The organism is Streptococcus sp. CF8_St5-17 (genome assembly GCF_024295665.1).
GTDB lineage: Bacteria > Bacillota > Bacilli > Lactobacillales > Streptococcaceae > Streptococcus.
Genome location: NZ_JANCOU010000003.1, coordinates 175768 through 200476 on the forward strand (window position 1 = coordinate 175768; position 24709 = coordinate 200476).

The following is a 24709-nucleotide window of genomic DNA, read 5'->3' on the forward strand; positions in this document are numbered from 1 at the left end:
AAGAATCTCCTTTATCTAGGCTTTGAATTCGTGACGGAAGAGCTGGTCGATAGACTCTCCTGATTCGTAGCGAATATCATCCACATTTCCTTGACGGACAACTTTTCCATCCTTGAGGAAGACAATCTCATCCAATATTGGTTCGATGTCTGAAATCAAGTGAGTTGAAATCAAGACAGTCGAAGTTGGAGAGTAGTTGTTGATGATGGTGTTCAAGATATAGTCACGAGCTGCAGGATCGACTCCTCCGATAGGTTCGTCAAGGATGTATAGACGAGCATCACGACTCATGACAAGGATCAACTGAACTTTTTCTTTATTCCCTTTTGAGAGTTTCTTGAAACGGCTATTCTCATCGATACCAAGGTCACGAAGAAGACCTTGAGCACGTTCGAGATTGAAATCTTTATAGAAGGTCTTGAAAAAGGTAAGAGCTTCTTTGACTTTCATCTGTTCGTTGAGATAGGTCGTATCAGGTAGATAAGAAACGATAGCCTTAGTTGCTGGGCTTGGTTCCATATCGTTGATAAGAATGCGCCCACCATCAGGTTGTAACAAGCCATTGATTAGTTTAATCAAGGTTGTCTTTCCAGAACCGTTTGGGCCAAGGAGTCCAACAATCTTTCCGGCTGGGATTTCAAGGGAAACATTTTGAAGAGCAGGGCTTGCTCCATAGAATTTTGAAACATTTTCAAATGTTAACAAGGTCATAGTCTAAACTCCTTCAATATAATCTCTCAAAACAGTTGGTAGTTCTTCTTTTTCATAGCCAAATTCTACCATGCCTGTTACAAATTGCTGCAGTTGTTCTTCAGATAGTTGCTTACGGGATTGGAGGATTAGGTCCAAGTCCTCGGTGACAAAACGACCTGCAGTCCGCTTGGTGTATACGAAGCCTTCTCTTTCTAGATCTGATAGGGCACGTTGGATGGTATTAGGATTGACGCCAGCCTCGCTAGCCAGTTCTCTGACAGTTGGCAGTTGTTGGTTGGGTTCTAGTTTATGGGAAACGATTTGCAGTTTGATTTTATCCATTATCTGCAAATAAATGGGTTTGTTGTTATCAAATGTCCAGGACATCACAGTCTCCTTTCTACAATTTCTTTTTGTATCACTTAAATAATACAACTAAACAAAAAACTTGTCAAGCTAAAAGGAGAATTATTTTGGGAATTGCTTAAAAAATGATATAATGAAAAGAAAACGACAAGGAGGGGAAGGCATGCGTTGTCCAAAATGTGGCGCTACTAAATCAAGTGTTATCGATAGCCGTCAGGCTGAAGAAGGAAATACGATTAGAAGAAGACGTGAGTGTGAAGAATGTCAGCATCGTTTTACGACCTATGAACGTGTAGAAGAGAGAACGCTGGTTGTGGTCAAGAAGGATGGTACACGGGAGCAGTTCTCCAGAGATAAAATCTTTAACGGGATTATTCGTTCGGCTCAAAAACGTCCGGTGTCTAGTGATGAGATTGGCATGGTAGTCAATCGTATCGAACAAAAACTCCTCAGTCGCAATGATAATGAAATTCAGAGCGAAGATATTGGTTCGCTCGTCATGGAAGAGTTAGCTGAACTCGACGAAATCACATATGTTCGTTTCGCTAGTGTCTATCGTAGCTTTAAGGACGTGAGTGAGCTCGAAAATCTTCTCAAACAAATTACGCAATCTTCAAAGAAGAAAAAGGAAAAATAAATGAAGCCTAATGATCGTTTTTCTTTTCTAAAGAATAATCGGGTGTCGCAAGATCCCACAACTTTGGTGCAGTGCTACCTCCCGATTATCGGTCAGGATGCGCTGAGTCTTTACCTTTATACCTTAGCTTTTTGGGATGATGGACAAAAAGAACACCTGTTTGCAGCTATTCTCAACCATCTCAATTTTGGGATGGACAGGCTTTTAAAAGCCTTTAAAATCTTATCAGCCTTCAACCTGATTACCCTCTATCAAAAGGGTGACGTCTATGAACTTGCTATTCATCCAACGCTTTCTGGCTCAGATTTCTTGCGTCATACGGTTTATCGTACCTTATTGGAGAAAAAAATCGGTGAACCAGCAGTTTCTGATTTGCGCCAAGAGCAGGCAGATGGAGAGCCTTTGGCCGTTCCTTTGAGTCAGGCCTTTCCAGAGATAGAAGAATTGGCTAGTCATGATGAGACACCAGTAAAAGCTGATTTTAAAAATGATTTTGATTTGGAGCATTTTCGTCAGCTCATGGCGAGAGATAATCTCCGTTTCCAAGATGAACAGTCAGATGTCTTGGAGTTGTTTAAAATTGCTGATGAGAAAAAATGGACCTGGTTTGAGACTTATCAATTGGCCAAATCAACAGCAGTTTCACAAGTTGTTTCTGTCAAGCGCATGCGTGAAAAATTAGCGCAAAAACCAGTTTCGTCGGATTTTAGTCCTCAAGAAGCGACCATTATCCGAGAAGCTAAAAGTAAAACGGCCCTAGAATTTTTAGCGGGAATCAAACAAACCCGAAATGCTGGAATTATCCAAGCCGAACGCGATTTGCTAAAACAGATGGCAGACCTAGGCTTGCTTGATGAAGTTATCAATGTCGTTATACTATTGACCTTCAACAAGGTTGATTCGGCCAATCTCAATGAAAAATATGCCATGAAAGTGGCCAATGATTACTCTTATAACAAGATTCGTTCTGCTGAAGAGGCAGTACTTAGGATTCGAGAGAAAAATCAAAAAGGGCAGGCGCAGAAATCAGCTAAGACAGCTCCAGTGAAAAACAATGTCCCTAAATGGAGCAATCCAGAATATAGGAATGAGACAAGCGAAGAAACTCGTTTGGAATTAGAGCGTAAGAAAAAAGAAATGTTAGCCCGATTAGAAAAAGGAGGAGACTAGATGGAAAGTGTAGGAGACGTGCTAAAAGGTCAGCCGAGCCGTTTTCAGTATCAGGATTTAGTCCAGCAAATCGTGAAAGATCCTGACGTTGCGACTTTTATCCAGAAGAAATCCCTCAGTCAAGAGGAATTGAATCGTAGTATCTCTAAGTTCAACCAATATATCACCGAGCGTGATAAGTTCCTTCGCGGAGATACAGACTATGTGGCGCGAGGTTATAAGCCGATTCTTGTCATGAATCATGGATATGCAGATGTCGCTTATGAAGAGACTCCAGAACTAATCGCTGCAGAAAAAGAAGCTGCTATTAAAAACCGCCTAAGACTGATCAATCTACCAGCTAGTCTTAAAAAAGCTAGTTTAGCCCAAGTTGATTTGGATGATTTAGGACGTCTACCAGTCTTTGAAAAACTATTAGGTTTTGTTGAAGATTTTCCTAGCATACGAAAAGGTCTTTATCTTTATGGAGACTTTGGTGTAGGAAAGAGCTTTATGGTCGCTGCCCTAGCACATGACTTGTCAGAAAAACGTGGTGTTTCATCAACTCTTCTCCATTATCCGAGCTTTGTTATTGATGTCAAAAATGCTATTGGTGATGGAAATGTTAAGACTTTGGTGGATGAGATTAAGCAAGCTGAAGTTTTGATTTTGGATGATATTGGTGCTGAACAATCAACACCGTGGGTCCGTGATGAAATCTTGCAAGTGATTCTTCAGTATCGTATGCAGGAAGATTTACCGACCTTTTTCACTTCCAACTTCAATTTTGAAGATTTGGAAAAACATTTTGCAAAAGGCAAGAACGGAAATGATGAAACTTGGGAAGCTAGACGTGTCATGGAGCGTATCCGTTATTTAGCAGAGGAAACAAGATTAGAAGGAGAAAATCGTCGATGACAGAAACGATTAAATTAATGCAAAGCCACTCATCAGTGCGCAGATTTAAGGAGCAAGAGATTCCTCAAGAGGACTTGAATGAGATTTTAAAGGCTGCCCAAATGGCTTCAACTTGGAAAAATTTCCAATCTTATTCAGTGATTTTAGTAAGAAGTCAAGAGAAGAAAGATGCTCTGTATGAACTAGTTCCTCAGGAAGCTATTCGTCAATCAGCAGCATTCTTGCTCTTTGTTGGTGATTTAAACCGTGCAGAAAAAGGAGCTCGTCTCCATACAGATACTTTCCAACCACAAGGTGTGGAAGGTCTCTTGATTACATCTGTGGATGCTGCACTTGCTGGGCAAAATACCTTGCTGGCTGCAGAGAGTCTAGGTTACGGTGGGGTAATTATTGGATTGGTGCGTTACAAATCTGCTGAGTTAGCAGAATTGTTCAAGCTTCCTGACTATACTTATCCTGTTTTTGGGATTGCACTGGGTGTACCTAACCAAAAACATGACGTGAAACCAAGATTGCCACTCGAGCAAGTTGTTTTTGAGGAAGAATACCAAGAACAAACAGCTGAGGCTATTGAAGCTTATGACCGTGTGCAGACTGAATACGCAGGAGCGCGTGCGACTACCACTTGGAGTCAGCGTCTTGCGGAGCAATTCGGTCAGCCTGAACCAAGCTCGACTAGAGAAAATCTTGAACAAAAGAACTTATTGTAGAAAGTGAGAAAACATGGCCTTACCAACTGTTGCCATTGTAGGACGTCCCAATGTTGGGAAATCAACCCTGTTTAACCGTATTGCAGGGGAACGCATCTCAATCGTAGAAGATGTCGAAGGAGTAACACGAGACCGTATCTATGCTACTGGTGAGTGGCTCAACCGTTCTTTTAGTATGATTGATACTGGAGGGATTGACGATGTTGATGCTCCATTTATGGAACAAATCAAGCACCAGGCAGAGATTGCCATGGAAGAGGCAGACGTCATCGTCTTTGTCGTTTCTGGAAAAGAAGGAATCACAGATGCAGACGAATACGTAGCTCGTAAACTCTATAAGACTCATAAACCGGTCATCCTTGCAGTCAACAAGGTGGACAATCCAGAGATGCGAAATGATATCTATGATTTTTATGCACTAGGCTTGGGTGAACCACTGCCAATTTCATCTGTACACGGGATTGGTACAGGGGATGTATTGGACGCTATCGTCGAAAATCTCCCACACGAAGTCGAAGATGAAAATCCAGATGTCATTAAATTCAGCTTGATTGGTCGCCCAAATGTCGGAAAATCTAGCTTGATCAATGCCATTTTGGGAGAAGATCGCGTCATTGCCAGTCCCGTTGCTGGTACAACTCGTGATGCCATTGATACGCATTTTACAGATGCTGACGGCCAAGAATTTACCATGATTGATACAGCTGGTATGCGTAAGTCTGGTAAAGTCTATGAAAATACAGAGAAATACTCAGTTATGCGTGCCATGCGTGCTATTGACCGTTCAGATGTAGTTTTGATGGTGCTCAATGCCGAAGAAGGCATCCGTGAGTACGATAAGCGTATCGCAGGATTTGCCCACGAAGCTGGTAAAGGGATGATCATCGTAGTTAACAAGTGGGATACACTTGAAAAAGATAATCATACTATGAAAAACTGGGAAGAGGATATCCGTGAGCAGTTCCAATATCTGCCTTATGCACCGATTATCTTTGTTTCGGCTTTGACCAAGCAACGTCTTCACAAGTTGCCTGAAATGATCAAACAAATCAGCGAGAGTCAAAATACCCGTATCCCATCAGCAGTTTTGAATGATGTGATTATGGATGCTATTGCCATCAACCCGACACCGACAGACAAAGGGAAACGCCTCAAAATCTTCTATGCGACTCAAGTTGCAACCAAACCACCGACCTTTGTTATCTTTGTGAATGAAGAAGAACTTATGCACTTCTCTTACTTGCGTTTCTTGGAAAATCAAATCCGCAAGGCCTTTGTCTTTGAAGGAACACCAATCCATCTGATTGCAAGAAAACGGAAATAAGATGATAAAAAAGAGGGCATTTAGTCTTCTTTTTTTATCGATAAGTTCAAGATTGTAGAGCTACATTTGTCATCAAATTAACATCATTTTCCTGGTCCTTGTCACGGTTTTGTAATGGAAACGTACTTTCTTTGTAAGATTCAAAATGCTATAATGCTCTAAACAATTTTCCTTGCATAAGGAGGTTATTATGAAAAAAGATAGATTGTTAAAGAATCCATTCTTAGTGCGTCTACTTGGATTGCTGATGGCATTTTTCTTCCTATCAGCATTCACTGCACCTGAAAAACCAGACTACGGTATTTATGACCCAAATCATTATTTGACAGAGGAAGTAGTTACTCAGATTCGTGATTTGAATGAAGCCAATAGTCAAAAGGCAGAAAAGCTTCAAATAGGTGTCTATATCGTAGACAATCTGGAAGGAGAAAGCATTGAAACGGTAGCAAATGAAACCGCTAGGGCTTGGAAGATTGGCTATTCAGGCGATGATTTTGGAAGCCTCATTGTAGTAGCTGTCCAAGACCGTAAATCAAGAATTGAAACCAGTAATAACACCGCCATTAGGATAACAGATTATCAAACCAAGCAGATCTTGGCAGCCAGCCGTACAGATTTTAAAAATGGGGACTATAGTAAGGGAATTCTAGCGATTGCCAAAGGCTTGGACAATCAGTTTTATAGAGGAAGTGGAACATTTCCATCTGATGAATCCTCTGAAATCAAACGTTATTCTGATAGCATCAGTGGGGAAAAATCGAGTCGCAATAGTAGCTCGTCCAGTCGTCGTAAGAACAGTGCCCCTATGGACAATGTGTTCGGAGTCGGGATAATCATTTATTTCATTATCGTATTTATAGCCATTATTAGAGGCGGCGGAGGTGGCCGAGGAGGAGATTCCTCTGATGGAGGATGGTGGTTTAGTGACTCTTCCGACTCAGGTTCATCTTGGTCCGACTCAGGATCAGACTCCTCTAGTAGCTGGGACGGCGGAGGCTTCGATGGCGGAGGCTCATCCGATGATTGGTAATGTTCGTGTATAAATTAAGGAAATAAGTAGGTTTAGATATGAAAAATAAAGGAATTATTTATGTGTTGGGCATTTTGCTGGCTATTATCTTACTTGGCGGTTGCTCAGTAGTAGGCACTTATAACGATCTTGTCTCAGAACAAACCAAGGTCGAACAAGCACAGGCAGATGTAGCGACAGCCCTTCAACGTCGTTCAGACTTGATAGGAAATTTGGTAGAGTCTGTAAAGGGACAGATGAACCATGAGACAGAAGTCTTTACCCAAATCGCAGAAGCACGAGCAAAAATTGGCACCGGATCAGTGACTTCAAAAGAGAACCAAGAAGCTCAAGGAGAGTTGAGCTCGGCTATCTCACGTTTGATTTCGCTAACAGAAAACTATCCAGAATTGAAGAGCAATCAAAACGTTGAACAACTCATGACGGAGTTGGCTGGAAGTGAAAACCGTATCTTTGTAGCTCGCAAGGATTACAACAAAGTGGCAACAGAATACAATCAAAAATTAAGAAGCTTCCCAGCAGTTCTTTTCGCTAACATGATGAACTTTAAAGAGGCAGAAACCTTTAAAGAAAGCGAAGAAGCCAAGACAGCTCCAAAGGTTGATTTTAGCACTTCTACAACTAAAGAATAGGCTTGAAATTTCTAAAAGAAAATCAATGATTAGCAATAGTTTGAACATTTACAAAAAAAGGCTCTCAATGAGCTTTTTTAGCTTGTATAAACACGGATTCTTTCTTGAAAAAGCTGGGCAAATATGCTACAATAAAAAGAACATTCTAAAATATTCAGAATTTAAAGTAAGGAAAAAAATGGCAAATTTATTAAAAACAATCATCGAAAATGATAAAGGGGAACTCCGCCGCTTAGAAAAGATGGCTGATAAAGTCCTCAAATACGCAGATGAAATGGCTGCTTTGACAGACGAGCAGTTGCAAGCTAAGACAGAAGAATTTAAGCAACGTTATCAAAATGGTGAAACGCTTGATCAACTCTTGTACGAAGCCTTTGCGGTTGTACGTGAGGGAGCTAAGCGTGTTCTTGGACTCTTCCCATACAAGGTTCAGGTTATGGGTGGTATCGTTCTTCACCACGGTGACGTTCCAGAAATGCGTACAGGGGAAGGGAAAACCTTGACAGCGACAATGCCTGTTTACCTAAATGCTCTTTCAGGTAAAGGTGTACACGTAGTTACCGTCAACGAATACCTTACAGAACGTGACGCGACTGAGATGGGTGAGTTGTACTCATGGCTTGGTTTGTCAGTTGGGATTAACCTAGCTGCAAAATCTCCAATGGAGAAAAAAGAAGCTTATCTCTGTGACATTACGTATTCAACAAACTCAGAAATTGGTTTCGACTATCTTCGTGATAACATGGTGGTTCGTGCGGAGAACATGGTTCAACGCCCACTTAACTATGCCTTGGTCGATGAGGTTGACTCTATCTTGATCGACGAAGCTCGTACACCATTGATCGTTTCAGGAGCTAATGCAGTTGAAACAAGTCAACTCTACCACATGGCTGACCATTTTGTGAAGTCTTTGGATAAAGATGACTACATCATTGATATTCAGTCTAAGACAATCGGTTTGTCTGACTCAGGTATTGACAAGGCTGAAAGCTACTTCAAACTAGAAAACCTTTATGATATCGAAAATGTGGCTTTGACTCACTTTATCGACAACGCCCTTCGTGCCAACTACATCATGATTCTTGATATTGACTATGTGGTCAGCGAAGAACAAGAAATCTTGATTGTCGACCAATTTACAGGTCGTACCATGGAAGGTCGTCGTTACTCTGATGGTTTGCACCAAGCGATTGAAGCTAAAGAAGGTGTGCCAATCCAAGATGAAACCAAGACATCAGCATCGATTACCTACCAAAACCTTTTCCGTATGTATAAAAAATTGGCAGGTATGACTGGTACTGGTAAAACAGAAGAAGAAGAATTCCGCGAAATCTACAACATCCGTGTTATTCCAATTCCTACTAACCGTCCGATCCAACGTATCGACCATTCAGACCTTCTTTACGCTAGTCTCGATGCAAAATTCAAGGCTGTCGTTGAAGATGTTAAGGCGCGTTACCAAAAAGGTCAGCCTGTCTTGGTAGGTACTGTTGCCGTTGAAACCAGTGATTTTCTTTCTAAAAAATTGGTTGAAGCAGGCGTACCTCACGAAGTATTGAATGCTAAGAACCACTACAGAGAAGCGCAAATCATCATGAATGCTGGTCAACGTGGTGCTATCACTATCGCAACCAACATGGCCGGTCGTGGTACCGATATTAAGCTTGGTGAAGGTGTTCGTGAGCTTGGTGGACTTTGTGTTATCGGTACAGAGCGTCATGAGAGCCGTCGTATCGATAATCAGCTTCGTGGACGTTCAGGTCGTCAAGGTGACCCAGGTGAGTCACAATTCTACTTGTCGCTTGAAGATGATTTGATGAAACGTTTTGGTTCAGAACGTTTGAAAGGTGTCTTTGAACGTCTTAATATGTCTGACGAAGCCATCGAATCTCGTATGTTGACACGTCAGGTCGAAGCAGCGCAAAAACGTGTTGAAGGAAACAACTACGATACTCGTAAACAAGTCCTTCAATATGACGATGTCATGCGTGAACAACGTGAGATTATCTACGCGCAACGTTATGATGTCATCACTGCAGATCGTGACTTGGCTCCTGAGATTCATGCTATGATTCGTCGTACGATTGGACGTATTGTAGATGGCCATGCTCGTTCTAAACAAGATGAAAAACTCGAAGCAATCTTGAACTTTGCGAAGTACAATTTGCTTCCAGAAGATTCAATTTCACTTTCAGACCTAGAAGGTTTATCAGACCAAGCTATCAAGGATGAATTATACCAACGTGCATTGAAAGTCTACGATAGCCAAGTTGCTAAACTTCGTGACGAAGAAGCAGTGAAAGAATTCCAGAAAGTCTTGATTCTACGTGTTGTAGATAACAAGTGGACTGACCATATCGATGCCCTTGATCAGTTGAGAAATGCTGTTGGTCTTCGTGGTTATGCACAAAACAACCCTGTCGTGGAATATCAAGCGGAAGGCTTCCGTATGTTTAATGATATGATTGGTTCGATTGAGTTTGATGTGACTCGCTTGATGATGAAAGCACAAATTCATGAACAAGAACGACCACAAACCGAACATCATATTAGTACGACAGCAACTCGAAATATTGCTGCGCAACAAACAAGTCTTCCAGCTGATTTGGACCTCAGTCAAGTAAAACGTAATGACTTATGCCCATGTGGATCTGGTAAGAAATTTAAAAACTGTCACGGTAAACGACGTTAAGAATGACTAATTTTCAGGCGGATGCCTAGTGAAAAGTGAATTTTCGCTTGGCGTCCGTTTGCTTTATAAGGAGATGGATAATGGTATTTACAGCAAAAAGCCCTAAAATTAATATTGATGAAGTTCGTAGTTTATCTAAACTAGAAGGACAAGTACTTGCGAACAAACTCCAACGTGATCAAGAGCTTGAAGCAATTATTCGTGGGGAAGACCAACGCATCTTGTTAGTGATTGGTCCTTGCTCGTCTGACAATGAAGAGGCAGTTCTTGAGTATGCCAAGCGTTTGTCAAAACTTCAGGAAGAAGTCAAAGACCGCGTCTTTATGGTCATGCGCGTCTATACTGCTAAACCACGTACTAACGGTGACGGATATAAGGGCTTGATTCACCAACCAAATGCCAAAGAAGCACCTAGCCTCATCAATGGGATCAAGGCAGTTCGTCATTTGCACTACCGTGTTATTTCTGAAACAGGAATGACAACAGCAGATGAGATGTTGTACCCAGAGAACCTTCCTTTGGTAGATGATTTGATTTCTTACATGGCAGTTGGAGCCCGTTCGGTTGAAGACCAACAACACCGTTTTGTAGCTAGTGGAGCAGATTTTGCAACAGGTTTTAAAAATCCAACCTCTGGAAATCTCAATGTTATGTTCAACGGTATTTATGCGGCTCAAAACAAGCAGAGTTTCCTTTTCTTAGGGAAAGAAGTCGAAACTACTGGAAATCCTTTATCGCATGCTATTCTCCGTGGAGCTCTTAACGAGTACGGGAAAAACATTCCAAACTACTACTACGATAATTTGATGGATACTATTGCTCAGTATGAAAAGATGGGCCTTGAAAATCCATTCATTATTATTGATACCAACCATGATAACTCAGGTAAACAGTATATGGAGCAGATTCGTATCGTTCGTCAGACTCTGATTAACCGTGATTGGAATGAAAAGATTAAAAAATATGTCCGTGGTTTCATGGTTGAGTCTTATCTAGAAGACGGTCGTCAAAATGAACCAGAAGTCTTTGGAAAATCTATCACCGATCCATGTCTAGGATGGGAAAATACTGAAGCTCTTGTTCGCGAAATCTACCAAAGACTAGGAGACTAATATGGCATTTATCGAGAAAGGTCAAGAAATCGATATTGAAGCGATTAAGGCGGAAACACAGCTATCTGCAGAAGCATTGCAACATAAGGAAAGTCGTGACCAGGAACTAGCAGATATCATTTCAGGTAAGGATGATCGTATCCTTCTGGTCATTGGGCCTTGTTCGTCTGATAATGAAGAAGCAGTACTTGAGTATGCTCGTCGTTTGGCAGACTTGCAGAAAAAAGTGGCGGATAAGATTTTCATGGTTATGCGTGTATATACTGCAAAGCCACGTACCAATGGAGATGGCTACAAGGGCTTGGTTCATCAGCCAGATACTTCGAAGGCTCCAAGCTTGATTAATGGTTTGCAGGCTGTTCGTCAACTTCATTATCGAGTGATTACAGAAACCGGATTGACTACAGCAGATGAAATGCTGTATCCAGCCAATCTGGTCTTAGTTGATGACTTGGTGAGTTATCATGCAGTAGGTGCGCGTTCAGTAGAAGACCAAGAACACCGTTTTGTAGCTTCGGGAATTGACGCACCAGTAGGGATGAAAAACCCAACTTCTGGGAATCTATCTGTGATGTTTAATGCCGTTTATGCAGCACAAAACAAACAAACCTTTCTCTTTCATGGCCAAGAAGTTGAAACCTCAGGAAATCCCTTGGCTCACGTCATCCTTCGCGGTGCTTTGAATGAATACGGGAAAAATGAACCTAACTTCTACTACGAAACTCTTCTAGATGCTATTGGACGTTACGAGTCTATGGGGCTCGAAAATCCCTTTATCATGATTGATACCAACCATGATAATTCAGGGAAACAATATATGGAGCAAGTTCGAATTGTTCGTCAATCTTTGCTCAATCGTGACTGGAATGAAAAAATCAAGAAGACAGTTCGAGGCTTCATGATTGAATCCTACTTAGCAGATGGTCGCCAAAACCAGCCAGAAATCTTTGGACGTTCCATTACAGACCCATGTTTAGGATGGGAAAACACAGTTGCCTTGGTAGAAGAAATCTATACTACCTTAACAAAATAAGTGAAAAGGATGGAGTTGGGGGTATCTCAACTCCTTTTGATAAAAATGATAGTTGGACACGGAATTGATATTGAAGAATTAGCTTCCATACAAAATGCAGTTGAAAAAAGAAAAGGTTTTGCCCAGCGTGTCTTGACAGACAAGGAAATGGAGCGCTTTTCCAGTCTCAAAGGTCGCAGACAGGTCGAGTATTTGGCTGGTCGTTGGTCAGCTAAAGAGGCTTTCTCAAAGGCTATGGGAACGGGAATTGGGAAGTTGGGCTTTCAAGACTTGGAAATCTTGAACAATGAAAGAGGAGCTCCCTACTTCAGCAAATCCCCGTTTTCAGGAAAAGTTTGGCTATCAATCAGCCATACAGATCAGTTTGTGACAGCTAGTGTTATTTTGGAGGAGAATCATGAAAACTAGTCCACATAGACCAACTAAAGCCCTCATCGATCTGGGAGCTATCCGCTACAATATCCAACAAATGGGAGCGCACATTCCCAAAGATACCCTCAAATGGGCAGTTGTAAAAGCCAATGCCTACGGACACGGAGCGGTAGCTGTTGCAACAGCCATTCAGGATGATGTTGACGGCTTTTGCGTTTCGAATATTGATGAAGCCATCGAACTCCGTCAGGTAGGTATCGCTAAGAAGATTCTTATTTTGGGAGTATCTGAGGTTGAATCTCTTTCACTGGCTAAGGAGTATGCCATTACCTTAACAGTGGCAGGATTGGGATGGGTCCAGAAACTCATAGCTACAGAGCCAGACTTAGCTGGTTTAACCGTTCACCTTAAGATTGACTCAGGTATGGGACGAATTGGTTTTAGAAGTGCAAGCGAGGCCGCACAAGCTCAAACTTTACTCAAGGAACATGGAGCAAATGTTGAGGGAATCTTTACCCATTTTGCAACTGCAGATGAAGAGTCAGATAGCTACTTTAAACAACAGTTGGAATGTTTCAAGGGAATAATCGCAGGCTTGCAAGAAGTCCCTGAACTAGTCCATGCGAGTAACTCCGCAACTACTTTATGGCATGCGGAAACGATTTTCAATGCTGTTCGCATGGGGGACTCTATGTATGGTCTCAATCCAAGTGGACAAGTTTTAGAATTGCCTTATGAACTAAAACCAGCCCTGACTTTGGGAACAGCCATCGTTCATGTCAAAACAGTAGAGGCTGGAGCTTGTATGGGCTACGGAGCGACCTATCAGGCAGACAGTGAACAAGTTATTGCCACCTTGCCAATCGGTTATGCGGATGGTTGGACACGAGATATGCAGAATTTCTCAGTGCTGGTGGATGGACAATTGTGCCCCATTGTAGGGCGTGTATCCATGGACCAAATCACCATTCGCTTACCTAAGCTTTACCCATTGGGTACCAAGGTAACTTTAATTGGCTCAGACGGTGACAAGGAGATTACTGCAACAGATGTGGCAGTCTACCGAGGAACGATTAATTATGAGGTAGTTTGTCTCCTCAGTGATCGAGTTCCAAGAGAATATTATTAAGAAACAGAAGGAAAGGAGAGGAGCATGAATTTACATCAACCCTTGCATGTCTTGCCTGGTGTGGGACCAAAATCTGCAGAGAAATATACCAAACTAGGAATTGAAAACCTGCAAGACCTCTTGCTTTACTTTCCTTTCCGTTATGAAGATTTTAAGACCAAGCAGGTGCTAGAGCTAGAAGACGGTGAGAAGGCAGTCCTGTCTGGTCAGGTGGTGACGCCAGCTAGTGTTCAGTATTATGGTTTTAAGCGCAATCGCCTACGCTTTAGCCTCAAGCAGGGGGAGGTTGTGTTTGCCGTTAACTTCTTTAATCAACCCTACCTGGCTGATAAGATTGAGCTAGGAGCGACTCTAGCTGTCTTTGGCAAGTGGGATCGTGCTAAGGCTAGTCTAACAGGGATGAAGGTTTTAGCCCAAGTGGAGGACGACCTTCAACCAGTCTATCGTCTCGCACAAGGTATCAGTCAAGCAGGACTTGTTAAGGCCATCAAGACCGCCTTTGATCAAGGACTGGATCTCTTGATAGAGGAAAATCTCCCTCAGTCTTTGCTAGATAAATACAAACTCATGCCCCGAAGTCAGTCTGTGCGTGCCATGCATTTTCCTAAGGATTTGGCAGAATACAAGCAGGCTCTCCGTCGAATCAAGTTTGAGGAGCTCTTTTATTTCCAAATGCAATTACAGACCCTCAAGTCTGAAAATAAGGTTGATGGAAGTGGCCTGGTCTTGAATTGGTCCCAGGAAAAACTAACGGCAGTAAAAGAGAAGTTACCCTTTGCTCTGACCCAAGCCCAAGAAAAAAGCCTGCAAGAAATCCTAACAGATATGAAGTCGGACCACCACATGAATCGACTCTTACAAGGTGATGTAGGAAGCGGGAAGACAGTGGTTGCAGGTCTTGCCATGTATGCTGCTGTAACGGCTGGTTACCAGGCTGCCCTCATGGTTCCAACAGAGATTCTTGCAGAGCAGCATTTTGAAAGTCTAGAGAATCTCTTTCCTGATTTGAAATTAGCTCTCCTGACAGGTTCATTGAAAGCTGCAGAAAAACGCATGGTTTTGGAGACCATTGCCAAGGGCGGGGTAGATGTGATCATCGGTACCCATGCTCTTATACAAGACGGCGTGGACTATGCCCGACTCGGCTTGATTATCATCGACGAGCAACACCGTTTTGGAGTCGGGCAAAGGCGTATTTTACGTGAAAAAGGAGAAAATCCAGATGTCCTCATGATGACGGCAACTCCCATTCCACGAACCTTAGCCATCACAGCCTTTGGAGATATGGATGTTTCCATTATTGACCAGATGCCAGCTGGACGTAAACCGATTGTGACACGTTGGATTAAGCATGAGCAACTGCCACAGGTTTTGACTTGGCTCGAGGGAGAAATTCAGAAAGGTTCTCAAGCCTATGTTATCTCTCCATTGATTGAGGAGTCTGAAGCTCTTGATCTGAAAAATGCTATTGATTTGTCAGAGGAGTTAACAACTCATTTTGCTGGGAAAGCAAAAGTTGCGCTCTTGCATGGGAAGATGAAGAGTGATGAAAAAGACCAGATTATGCAGGATTTCAAAGAGAGAAAGACAGATATCCTGGTCTCTACAACGGTTATCGAGGTCGGGGTCAATGTTCCCAATGCGACAGTCATGATTATCATGGATGCTGACCGTTTCGGACTTAGTCAACTTCACCAGCTCAGAGGTCGTGTCGGTCGTGGGGACAAGCAGTCCTACGCAGTTCTAGTGGCCAATCCAAAAACTGATTCTGGGAAAGACCGCATGCGTATCATGACAGAAACGACCAACGGTTTTGTCCTTGCGGAGGAAGATTTGAAAATGCGAGGCTCTGGAGAAATCTTTGGGACCAAACAGTCGGGTCTACCAGAGTTTCATGTAGCTGATATCATCGAAGACTTCCCAATCCTTGAGGAAGCTAGAAAGGTAGCAAGCTATATCAGTTCTCTCCCTAACTGGCGAGAGGATCCAGAGTGGCACATGATTGCCTTACATCTAGAAAAGAAAGAATATCTAGATTAAGCATTTTCTAAGATAATATTAAGTTTGCTTTTAGGGTGAGTATCTATACTAGAGTCATCAAAAAGAAACGAGGACTCTCTCATGACAATTGAAGTAAATTACCAAAAGACATTTCAAAAGGAAATTCAACCTTCTCCTAAATACTAAGAAAAGAGCGAAATCGCTCTTTTTTATTTTTTTAAAACTACTTTCAGAGGGATTCTTGCAGGGGTCAGACATTAAATCCACTTTCCGTTTCCCTTTCTTTCTTGCATTGCTTTCCCATATGTGCTACAGTTATGATAACGGTTACAAAGTAAAGGAGGGTTTTATGAGAAATCCAGCATTAGTAGAAGAAATGAAAACATATAAAGGAAGAGATGAAGTTCCACAGGATTTTGATGCTTTTTGGGATGGTGAGATTGACAAGGTTTTGGTCTTGCCAGATTACCAACTAGAGGAACGTGATTTTCATATTCCAAATGTTAAGTGCTATGAGTTAACCTTTAAAGGTACACGTGATGGCCTTGTCTATGCGCGTGTGGTCTTACCAAAATCAGATAAGAAAGTACCAGTTATTTTCCACTTCCATGGCTATATGGGACGTTGTTGGGATTGGACAGATATGCTAGCCTTTACCGTCGCTGGTTATGGGGTTGTATCGATGGATGTTCGTGGGCAATCTGGTTACTCACAAGATGGCTTGCGTTCGCCTCTCGGAAATACAGTTAAGGGGCAAATCATCCGTGGTGCAGTAGAAGGAAAAGAGCAACTCTTCTATAAGGATGTTTATCTTGATATTTATCAATTGATTGAGATTGTAGCTAGTCTCCCGCAAGTAGATGAAGAGCAGTTGGCTAGTTATGGAGCTTCGCAAGGAGGAGCGCTGGCTTTAGTGGCTGCAGGGCTCAATCCACGTATCAAGCGAACAGTTGCAATCTATCCATTCTTGTCAGACTTTAGACGAGTATTAGAAATTGGGAATACCAGTGAAGCCTATGATGAACTCTTCCGTTATTTTAAGTTTCATGATCCATTCCATGAAACAGAAGAACAGATCATGGAGACGCTTGGTTATATTGATGTGAAAAACCTTGCCCATCGAATAAAAGGCGAGGTGAGAATGATTACGGGGCTTGATGACGATGTCTGCTATCCAATTACCCAGTTTGCCATTTACAATCGTTTGACTTGTGAAAAGAGCTATCGTCTCATGCCAGAATATGCCCACGAAGCTATGAATGTCCATGTCAATGACCAGGTTTACAACTGGTTGTGTGGTAGTGAGATTCCCTTTACTTATGTAGGTCATTAAAAAAATGAAAAATAGCCCTGCTAAAACAGGGCTTTCTTTGTTGAGGAGTAAAGAAAGTAGTTTCAAAAAGTTTGAAACATAGAAATATATCTGAAAGTAAATTCTATTATAGATTACTAAGGCTAAAACTTGGAATATTTATTATATAATAAGTGTAGTATCAATTTGAAAGGAGTAAAATTGTTGCTTACTTTAAGATATAAAGTAGAAAAATGCAACAGAAATTCAGATGAAAAGAATGGGAAAAACCCATCAACAATACAGTTTCTTTCTTGCTCAAAGCCCTAGGGGCAAAAATTTTTAAGCAAAAAAGAAAGCGCTTTATTTTTGTGGAAAATGGAAGGAAATATATGACACAGAGAGATTTTGAACGGAAACAACGTTTTGGGATTAGAAAATTTACAGTAGGAGCTGCATCAGTAGTCATTGGGGCAGTTGTTTTTGGTGCTTCACCAGTTTTAGCTCAAGAAGCTCCAGCAACCAGTGGTGAAACAGCTGGACAAGCTTTGCCAGAATTGCCAAAAGAAGTAGAATCAGGAAATCTAGCTAACCTTGATAAGGAACTTGCTGATAAGTTGGCAAAAGCGACGGATAAAGGAACTGAAGTAAACCGTGAAGAGCTGAAAGCAAACCCAGGTTCTGAAAAACCGACAGAAACTGAAACTCCAGCAGAGACTCCAGCAGCTGAAACTGAGAATGAGGAAGTTGGTAGCGTCCCACGTGACTTCTACGCAAGAGAATTAGAAAATGCCAGTGTTGTCGTTGAAAAAGAAGATGTAGAGACCAATGCAACAAATGGTCAACGAGTTGATTTGAATGATGAACTTGATAAACTGAAAAAACTTCAGAATGCTACCGTTCATATGGAGTTTAAGCCAGATGCATCTGCTCCACGTTTTTACAACCTCTTCTCAGTTTCTAGTGATACCAAAGTAAATGAGTATTTCACTATGGCCATCCTTGATAACACAGCTATCGTTGAAGGTCGTGATGCAAATGGAAACCAATTCTATGGTGATTATAAAACTGCTCCTTTGAAAATTAAGCCAGGTGAGTGGAACTCTGTAACCTTTACAGTTGAAAGACCAAATGCTGACCAACCAAATGGTCAGGTTCGCGTCTATGTAAATGGTGTCTTGTCGCGCACAAGTCCTCAGTCTGGTCGCTTCATCCAAGACATGCCAGATGTTAATCATGTACAAATCGGAACAACAAAACGTACAGGCAAAAACTTCTGGGGTGCTAATCTTAAAGTCCGTAATCTAACTGTTTATGATCGTGCCCTTTCTCCAGAAGAAGTTAAAAAACGTAGCCAGTTCTTTGAAAGAGGTGAATTGGCGAAAAAACTTCCTGAAGGTGCAGAAGTAACTGAAAAGTTAGATGTATTTGAAGGTGGTGTGAACCGCAAGCCAAATAAAGATGGTATTGCAAGTTACCGTATACCTGCACTTCTAAAGACAGATAAAGGTACCTTGATTGCCGGAACGGATGAAAGACGCTTGCATCACTCTGACTGGGGTGATATTGGTATGGTCGTTCGTCGTAGTGATGACAATGGAAAGACATGGGGAGATAGAATTACCATCTCTAATCCTCGTGACAATGAGAAAGCTAAAAATCCAGAATGGCCATCACCAGTTAATATTGACATGGCTTTAGTCCAAGATCCGAAAACCAAGAGAATCTTCTCAATTTATGATATGTTCCTCGAAGGGAAGGCAGTATTCTCTCTACCAGGGAAAGCACCACAAGCCTATGAGCAAATCGGTGATAAGGTTTACCAAGTCTTGTACAAACAAGGTGATGCGGGACGTTATACTATCCGTGAAAATGGTGAAGTTTTTGACCCTGAAAATAGAAAAACAGAATACCGTGTTGTAGTTGATCCTAAACAACCAGCTTATAGCGATAAGGGTGATTTATACAAGGGTGAAGAACTAATTGGCAATGTCTATTTCGAATACAGTGACAAGAATATCTTTAGAGTTTCAAATACCAACTATCTCTGGATGTCTTATAGTGATGATGATGGGAAAACATGGTCTGCACCTAAAGATATTACATACGGTATTCGCAAGGACTGGATGCACTTCTTAGGTACTGGACCTGGTACAGGGATTGCCTTGCACTCAGGACCTCACAAAGGTCGTCTCGTTATCCCAGTCTATACTACAAATAACGTATCTTACTTGAGTGGTTCTCAGTCTTCACGTGTTATTTACTCAGATGACCATGGTGAAACTTGGCAAGCAGGTGAAGCAGTCAATGATAACCGTCCAGTAGGTAACCAAACAATTCACTCTTCAACTATGAATAATCCAGGTGCTCAAAATACTGAGTCAACTGTTGTTCAGTTGAATAATGGGGATCTCAAACTCTTCATGCGTGGATTAACAGGAGATTTGCAGGTTGCAACAAGTAAGGACGGTGGAGCAACTTGGGAAAAAGATGTAAAACGTTATGCGGATGTTAAGGACGTATACGTTCAAATGTCTGCTATTCATACTGTACAAGATGGTAAGGAATATATCATCCTCAGTAACGCAGGTGGACCAGGACGCTACAATGGTTTGGTACACTTGGCACGTGTGGAAACTAACGGAGAATTAACTTGGCTTAAACATAATCCAATTCAAAGTGGTAAATTTGCCTATAACTCATTGCAAGATCTTGGGAATGGTGAATTTGGCTTACTTTATGAACATGCAGATGCCAATCAAAATGAATATACTTTGTCTTATAAGAAATTCAACTGGAATTTCTTGAGCAAAGATATGGTTGCACCAACTAAAGCAAAAGTAAAAAGTGCAGTAGATATGGGTAACAATATTGTTGCACTAGAATTTGATTCAGAAGTCTTGGTAAACCAAGCTCCTGTTCTTAAATTAGCGAATGGAAACCTAGCAACCTTCTTAACTCAGTACGATACAAAAACACTGCTATTTGTTGTCAAAAAAGAAGATATTGGCCAAGAAGTTACAGAGATAGTTGATGGTGCGATTGAGAGCATGCATAATTTGCCAGTTAGCCTTGAAGATGCAGGAATCCCTGGTGGAATTAATGGTAAAGAACCTGCCATTCATGAAGTTCCAGAGTTCACTGGAGGCGTCAATGGTGACGAAGTGGCAGTACATGAAGTTCCAGAATATAATCCAGTGGAGACCTCAAAAGGGGAACCGGCAGTTCATGAAGTCCCAGAATTCGAAGGTGGCGTAAATGGCGAAGAAGCAGCTGTAACAGAGACACCTGAGTATACAGAAGCTATTGGAACAGTGGGCGACGAGCCAGCACCAACAGTAGAAGTTCCGGAAACCACAGGTGGTGTCAATGGCGAAGAAGCAGCTGTAACAGAACTTCCTGAGTACACTGAAGCTATTGGAACTGCAGGTGATGAAGCGGCACCAACAGTAGAAATCCCAGAATTCGAAGGAGGTGTCAATGGCGACGAAGCAGCTGTGGCTGAGCTCCCTGAGTATACTGAACCTAGTGCAACAGTCGGTGATGAAGCAGCACCAACAGTAGAAATCCCAGAATTCGAAGGTGGTGTCAATGACGACGAAGCGGTTGTAACAGAGCTCCCTGAGTACACTGAACCTAGTGCAACAGTCGGTGACGAAGCAGCGCCAACGGTGGAAATCCCAGAATTCGAAGGAGGTGTTAATGCAGTCGAAGCTGCAGTTCATGAGCTTCCAGAATTCACAGGCGGAGTAAATGCAGTTGAAGCGCTCAAAAATGAGCTTCCAGAATTCACAGGTGGAGCAAATGCAGTTCAAGCGCTTAAGCATGAACTTCCAGAATTCACAGGCGGAGTAAATGCAGTTCAAGCAGCAGTCAATGAAGCTCCAGAATATAAGGGTGAAGAAAAACCACTTGTCACTTTAGTGGCACAGCAAGACAAGACATATCAAGCTCCAGCAGCTCAACCACAACAACCAACCCTCCCTGCAACAGGAAGTGAAGTTTCTACTCCTCTAGTATCTGTAGGAATGGTTGGAATGCTTCTCGGCTTGTTTGGAATGGCTAAGAAAAAAGAAGATTAATGGCAACATTGAATCTAAAAAGTCTCTATAAAAAAGGTTTAGACTTATATTAGAAGGGTCTGTAACGTTCATTCGTTACAGGCTCTTTTGTTTGCAGAAAGCGAATATTCTAGTAGAAATAAGCGGATGAAAGGAGAATTTAACTCGGGCAGTTCTCCCTGAAACTACTTTCAGGAGATTCTGTTTCATAAAATTGTTTTGAAACTTCAATCTATTCTAGTACAAGTTCTTGAAAGCGCTTTAAAAATGATATATAATAGGCTCATAAGAAAAAAAAAAAGGAGGAAAGTGGATGCCACAAATCAGTAAAGAAGCTTTGATTGAGCAGATTAAAGATGGAATCATCGTTTCTTGTCAGGCACTTCCTCACGAACCGCTTTATACAGAAGCGGGAGGTGTAATGCCCTTGCTAGTCAAAGCGGCTGAGCAAGGTGGAGCAGTCGGTATCCGAGCAAATAGTGTTCGGGATATTAAGGAAATCAAAGAGGTCACAAAACTTCCGATTATCGGAATTATCAAACGTGATTATCCACCACAGGAACCATTCATCACTGCTACCATGAAAGAAGTAGATGAACTAGCAGCTCTAGATATTGAGGTGATTGCTCTTGATTGTACAAAGAGAGAACGCCATGATGGCCTAGAGATTCAAGAATTTATCCGTCAAATCAAAGAAAAATATCCAAACCAACTCTTGATGGCTGACACAAGTACATTTGAAGAAGGACTAACAGCAGTTGAGGCGGGAATCGACTTTGTCGGAACAACCTTGTCAGGCTACACGTCTTATAGTCCAAAAGTGGATGGCCCAGACTTTGAATTGATTAAGAAACTTTGTGATGCAGGAGTAGACGTCATCGCAGAGGGTAAGATTCACACACCAGAACAGGCTAAGCAAATCCTAGGTTACGGAGTGCGAGGCATCGTAGTTGGTGGCGCTATTACTAGACCAAAAGAGATCACGGAACGATTTGTTGCGGGTCTCAAGTAAGATAATTAAAATACGAGGAGAGTGGTTGATTAGTAAAACAAAATGTAAACGTATACAAAGTTGTCAATGCTCATTATCCGTTTCGGATACGCTTATCATCATTTAGGAGAATACTAATGAAATTTAGAAAACTAGCTTGTACAGTACTTGCGGGTGCTGCTGTTCTATCTCTTGCTGCTTGTGGCAAATCAGACGCTAAAAAAGACGCTGCAAGTGATGCAGGAAAAACTGAAATCACTTGGTGGGCTTTCCCAGTCTTCACTCAAGAAAAATCTGGTGACGGTGTAGGAACATATGAAAAATCTATCATCGAAGCTTTCGAAAAAGCAAACCCAGATATCAAAGTTAAACTAGAAACAATCGACTTCAAATCTGGTCCAGAAAAAATCACAACAGCTATTGAAGCTGGAACTGCTCCAGATGTACTTTTCGATGCACCAGGTCGTATCATTAATTACGGTAAAAATGGTAAATTAGCTGAGTTGAATGACCTCTTTACAGATGAATTTGTTAAAGATGTTAACAATGAAAACATCATTCAAGCAAGTAAAGCTGGTGACAAAGCATACATGTATCCAATCAGTTCTGCACCATTCTACATGGCTATGAACAAGAAAATGTTGGAAGATGCTGGTGTAGCTGACCTTGTTAAAGAAGGTTGGACAACTGATGATTTTGAAAAAGTTTTGAAAGCGCTTAAAGACAAAGGATACACTCCAGGTTCATTGTTCAGTTCTGGTCAAGGGGGAGACCAAGGAACACGTGCCTTCATCGCTAACCTTTACGGCGGTTCTGTAACAGACAAAGAAGTTACTAAATACACAACTGACGATCCTAAGTTCGTCAAAGGTCTTGAAAAAGCAACTAGCTGGATTAAAGATGGTTTGTTGAACAACGGTTCACAATTTGACGGTGGAGCAGACATCCAAAACTTTGCAAACGGTCAAACATCATACACAATCCTTTGGGCACCAGCTCAAAACGGTATCCAAGCTAAATTGTTGGAAGCAAGTAAAGTTGAAGTGGTAGAAGTTCCATTCCCATCTGATTCAGGCAAACCAGCTCTTGAGTACCTTGTAAACGGATTTGCAGTATTTAACAACAAGGATGAAAAGAAAGTCGCTGCAGCTAAGAAATTCATCCAATTCATCGCAGATGATAAAGAGTGGGGTCCTAAAGACGTAGTTCGTACAGGTGCCTTCCCAGTTCGTACTTCATTTGGAAAACTTTATGATGATAAACGTATGGAAACTATCAGTGGTTGGACTCAATACTACTCTCCATACTACAACACAATCGACGGATTTGCTGAAATGAGAACTCTATGGTTCCCAATGTTGCAAGCAGTATCTAATGGCGACCAAGAACCTGCTGCAGCTTTGAAGACATTCACTGAAAAAGCGAATGAAACAATCAAAAAAGCAGCTAAATAATAAGCCCTAAATAAAAAGTAAAATCCCCCCTTTTCCCTGTGCACATCTGTGTACGAAAAGGGGGAGTTTTGTTTAAAAAATGTAAGGAACTGACAGGTCAAAATTAAAATGAAGTTCTTACATAGGCTTTTCATGGAAAAAATTTCATTTTGATTTTACATCAATGTCAGACAACAATCAAAAAAAACAAAAACTATTTGAAAGTGAGGTGCCGACTGTGAAAGTCAATAAAATTCGCATGAGAGAAACAATTGTTTCTTATGCTTTCTTAGCACCAGTATTAATCTTCTTTACCGTCTTTGTCTTAGCTCCAATGATCATGGGATTCATCACTAGTTTCTTTAACTACTCGATGACTAGCTTTGAGTTTGTAGGATTGGACAACTACATCCGCATGTTTAAAGACCCTGTCTTTACAAAATCTTTGATTAATACCGTAATCTTAGTTATCGGATCTGTACCAGTCGTTGTACTCTTCTCACTATTTGTGGCATCACAAACTTACCAACAAAATGCAGTTGCTAGATCCTTCTATCGTTTCGTATTCTTCCTTCCTGTTGTAACAGGTAGTGTTGCCGTAACGGTTGTATGGAAATGGATTTATGATCCTCTATCAGGTATTTTGAATTTCGTGCTTAAGTCAAGCCATATCATTAGTCAAAACATTTCTTGGTTGGGTGATAAAAACTGGGCTTTGATGGCGATTATGATTATTCTTTTGACAACATCAGTTGGTCAGCCAATCATCCTTTACATCGCTGCAATGGGTAATATTGATAACTCTCTTGTTGAAGCGGCGCGTGTCGACGGAGCAACTGAGTTACAAGTCTTCTGGAAGATTAAATGGCCAAGCCTCCTTCCAACAACTCTTTATATCGCAATCATTACAACAATCAACTCATTCCAGTGTTTCGCTTTGATTCAGCTATTGACTTCAGGTGGTCCAAACTACTCAACAAGTACTCTCATGTACTACCTTTACGAAAAAGCTTTCCAATTGACTGAGTATGGCTATGCCAATACTATTGGTGTATTCTTGGCAGTTATGATTGCCATTGTCAGCTTTGTTCAATTTAAAGTACTTGGAAACGACGTAGAATATTAATAGAAAGGA

Annotated in this window: 20 protein-coding genes; 18 read left to right on the forward strand and 2 right to left on the reverse strand. The window is 41.5% G+C overall.

All coding sequences use genetic code 11. From position 1 onward, the window contains the following. Positions 1 to 15: 15 nt before the first annotated feature. Both NMM19_RS04290 and NMM19_RS04295 read right to left on the reverse strand, forming a co-directional pair. Positions 16 to 711 (reverse strand): ABC transporter ATP-binding protein, encoded by a 696-nt coding sequence (locus tag NMM19_RS04290; protein ID WP_178894561.1) that lies wholly within the window; start codon positions 709 to 711, stop codon positions 16 to 18. 3 nt (positions 712 to 714) lie between these two features. Further along, positions 715 to 1080 (reverse strand): GntR family transcriptional regulator, encoded by a 366-nt coding sequence (locus NMM19_RS04295; RefSeq protein WP_006149409.1) that lies wholly within the window; start codon positions 1078 to 1080, stop codon positions 715 to 717. A 142-nt stretch (positions 1081 to 1222) separates the two neighbouring features. Here NMM19_RS04295 and nrdR point away from each other — a divergent pair, with 142 nt between their 5' ends. From nrdR to NMM19_RS04385, 18 genes are all read left to right on the forward strand, one after another. Then, positions 1223 to 1696, forward strand: coding sequence for a transcriptional regulator NrdR (gene nrdR, locus NMM19_RS04300; protein WP_004250782.1), 474 nt, complete (start codon positions 1223 to 1225; stop codon positions 1694 to 1696). Continuing rightward, positions 1697 to 2866: a DNA helicase gene (locus tag NMM19_RS04305; RefSeq protein ID WP_178894562.1), complete on the forward strand. Its 1170-nt coding sequence runs from the start codon at positions 1697 to 1699 to the stop codon at positions 2864 to 2866. Continuing rightward, positions 2867 to 3763: a primosomal protein DnaI gene (gene dnaI / locus NMM19_RS04310; RefSeq protein WP_178894563.1), complete on the forward strand. Its 897-nt coding sequence runs from the start codon at positions 2867 to 2869 to the stop codon at positions 3761 to 3763. Then, positions 3760 to 4473, forward strand: coding sequence for an NADPH-dependent oxidoreductase (locus NMM19_RS04315; protein ID WP_178894564.1), 714 nt, complete (start codon positions 3760 to 3762; stop codon positions 4471 to 4473). The genes dnaI and NMM19_RS04315 overlap by 4 nt, the downstream gene beginning before the upstream one ends. A 13-nt stretch (positions 4474 to 4486) precedes the next feature. Further along, entirely contained in the window at positions 4487 to 5797 is a 1311-nt protein-coding gene (gene der, locus NMM19_RS04320) for a ribosome biogenesis GTPase Der (RefSeq protein WP_004250788.1), read from the forward strand. Between the two features lie 190 nt (positions 5798 to 5987). Continuing rightward, on the forward strand, positions 5988 to 6827 hold the full coding sequence (locus NMM19_RS04325; protein WP_254730118.1) for a YgcG family protein: 840 nt from the start codon (positions 5988 to 5990) through the stop codon (positions 6825 to 6827). A gap of 38 nt (positions 6828 to 6865) precedes the next feature. Continuing rightward, positions 6866 to 7459, forward strand: a complete 594-nt coding sequence (locus NMM19_RS04330) for a LemA family protein (RefSeq protein ID WP_178894566.1) — start codon at positions 6866 to 6868, stop codon at positions 7457 to 7459. Between the two features lie 178 nt (positions 7460 to 7637). Then, complete coding sequence (secA, locus tag NMM19_RS04335) at positions 7638 to 10151, forward strand: preprotein translocase subunit SecA (protein ID WP_178894567.1); 2514 nt, start codon at positions 7638 to 7640, stop codon at positions 10149 to 10151. Positions 10152 to 10231: 80 nt separating this feature from the next. After that, the gene (locus NMM19_RS04340) at positions 10232 to 11263 is read left to right on the forward strand and encodes a 3-deoxy-7-phosphoheptulonate synthase (protein ID WP_178894568.1); all 1032 of its coding nucleotides are present in this window, start codon (positions 10232 to 10234) and stop codon (positions 11261 to 11263) included. Position 11264: 1 nt separating this feature from the next. Then, the gene (locus tag NMM19_RS04345) at positions 11265 to 12296 is read left to right on the forward strand and encodes a 3-deoxy-7-phosphoheptulonate synthase (protein ID WP_178894569.1); all 1032 of its coding nucleotides are present in this window, start codon (positions 11265 to 11267) and stop codon (positions 12294 to 12296) included. Between the two features lie 45 nt (positions 12297 to 12341). After that, entirely contained in the window at positions 12342 to 12704 is a 363-nt protein-coding gene (gene acpS, locus NMM19_RS04350; RefSeq protein WP_025173302.1) for a holo-ACP synthase, read from the forward strand. After that, the gene (gene alr, locus NMM19_RS04355) at positions 12694 to 13797 is read left to right on the forward strand and encodes an alanine racemase (RefSeq protein WP_178894570.1); all 1104 of its coding nucleotides are present in this window, start codon (positions 12694 to 12696) and stop codon (positions 13795 to 13797) included. Before acpS ends, alr begins: the two co-directional genes overlap by 11 nt. A 24-nt stretch (positions 13798 to 13821) precedes the next feature. Continuing rightward, complete coding sequence (gene recG, locus NMM19_RS04360) at positions 13822 to 15837, forward strand: ATP-dependent DNA helicase RecG (RefSeq protein ID WP_254730120.1); 2016 nt, start codon at positions 13822 to 13824, stop codon at positions 15835 to 15837. Between the two features lie 310 nt (positions 15838 to 16147). Further along, positions 16148 to 17131, forward strand: a complete 984-nt coding sequence (locus tag NMM19_RS04365) for an acetylxylan esterase (RefSeq protein ID WP_254730123.1) — start codon at positions 16148 to 16150, stop codon at positions 17129 to 17131. A 350-nt stretch (positions 17132 to 17481) separates the two neighbouring features. Then, complete coding sequence (locus tag NMM19_RS04370; RefSeq protein ID WP_254730125.1) at positions 17482 to 21171, forward strand: SIALI-17 repeat-containing surface protein; 3690 nt, start codon at positions 17482 to 17484, stop codon at positions 21169 to 21171. Between the two features lie 292 nt (positions 21172 to 21463). After that, positions 21464 to 22162, forward strand: coding sequence for an N-acetylmannosamine-6-phosphate 2-epimerase (locus NMM19_RS04375; protein WP_254730128.1), 699 nt, complete (start codon positions 21464 to 21466; stop codon positions 22160 to 22162). A gap of 116 nt (positions 22163 to 22278) precedes the next feature. After that, a complete protein-coding gene (locus NMM19_RS04380; RefSeq protein ID WP_254730131.1) occupies positions 22279 to 23595 on the forward strand; it encodes an ABC transporter substrate-binding protein in 1317 nt (438 codons plus the stop codon). Between the two features lie 238 nt (positions 23596 to 23833). Next, positions 23834 to 24700, forward strand: coding sequence for a carbohydrate ABC transporter permease (locus tag NMM19_RS04385; RefSeq protein WP_053092415.1), 867 nt, complete (start codon positions 23834 to 23836; stop codon positions 24698 to 24700). The last annotated feature ends 9 nt before the right edge of the window (positions 24701 to 24709 follow it).

Coding starts and splice junctions, on each gene's coding strand:
- NMM19_RS04290 (WP_178894561.1), bottom strand. CDS start 711: ATGACCTTGTTAACATTTGAAAATGTTTCAAAATTCTATGGAGCAAGC.
- NMM19_RS04295 (WP_006149409.1), bottom strand. CDS start 1,080: ATGTCCTGGACATTTGATAACAACAAACCCATTTATTTGCAGATAATG.
- nrdR (WP_004250782.1), top strand. CDS start 1,223: ATGCGTTGTCCAAAATGTGGCGCTACTAAATCAAGTGTTATCGATAGC.
- NMM19_RS04305 (WP_178894562.1), top strand. CDS start 1,697: ATGAAGCCTAATGATCGTTTTTCTTTTCTAAAGAATAATCGGGTGTCG.
- dnaI (WP_178894563.1), top strand. CDS start 2,867: ATGGAAAGTGTAGGAGACGTGCTAAAAGGTCAGCCGAGCCGTTTTCAG.
- NMM19_RS04315 (WP_178894564.1), top strand. CDS start 3,760: ATGACAGAAACGATTAAATTAATGCAAAGCCACTCATCAGTGCGCAGA.
- der (WP_004250788.1), top strand. CDS start 4,487: ATGGCCTTACCAACTGTTGCCATTGTAGGACGTCCCAATGTTGGGAAA.
- NMM19_RS04325 (WP_254730118.1), top strand. CDS start 5,988: ATGAAAAAAGATAGATTGTTAAAGAATCCATTCTTAGTGCGTCTACTT.
- NMM19_RS04330 (WP_178894566.1), top strand. CDS start 6,866: ATGAAAAATAAAGGAATTATTTATGTGTTGGGCATTTTGCTGGCTATT.
- secA (WP_178894567.1), top strand. CDS start 7,638: ATGGCAAATTTATTAAAAACAATCATCGAAAATGATAAAGGGGAACTC.
- NMM19_RS04340 (WP_178894568.1), top strand. CDS start 10,232: ATGGTATTTACAGCAAAAAGCCCTAAAATTAATATTGATGAAGTTCGT.
- NMM19_RS04345 (WP_178894569.1), top strand. CDS start 11,265: ATGGCATTTATCGAGAAAGGTCAAGAAATCGATATTGAAGCGATTAAG.
- acpS (WP_025173302.1), top strand. CDS start 12,342: ATGATAGTTGGACACGGAATTGATATTGAAGAATTAGCTTCCATACAA.
- alr (WP_178894570.1), top strand. CDS start 12,694: ATGAAAACTAGTCCACATAGACCAACTAAAGCCCTCATCGATCTGGGA.
- recG (WP_254730120.1), top strand. CDS start 13,822: ATGAATTTACATCAACCCTTGCATGTCTTGCCTGGTGTGGGACCAAAA.
- NMM19_RS04365 (WP_254730123.1), top strand. CDS start 16,148: ATGAGAAATCCAGCATTAGTAGAAGAAATGAAAACATATAAAGGAAGA.
- NMM19_RS04370 (WP_254730125.1), top strand. CDS start 17,482: ATGACACAGAGAGATTTTGAACGGAAACAACGTTTTGGGATTAGAAAA.
- NMM19_RS04375 (WP_254730128.1), top strand. CDS start 21,464: ATGCCACAAATCAGTAAAGAAGCTTTGATTGAGCAGATTAAAGATGGA.
- NMM19_RS04380 (WP_254730131.1), top strand. CDS start 22,279: ATGAAATTTAGAAAACTAGCTTGTACAGTACTTGCGGGTGCTGCTGTT.
- NMM19_RS04385 (WP_053092415.1), top strand. CDS start 23,834: ATGAGAGAAACAATTGTTTCTTATGCTTTCTTAGCACCAGTATTAATC.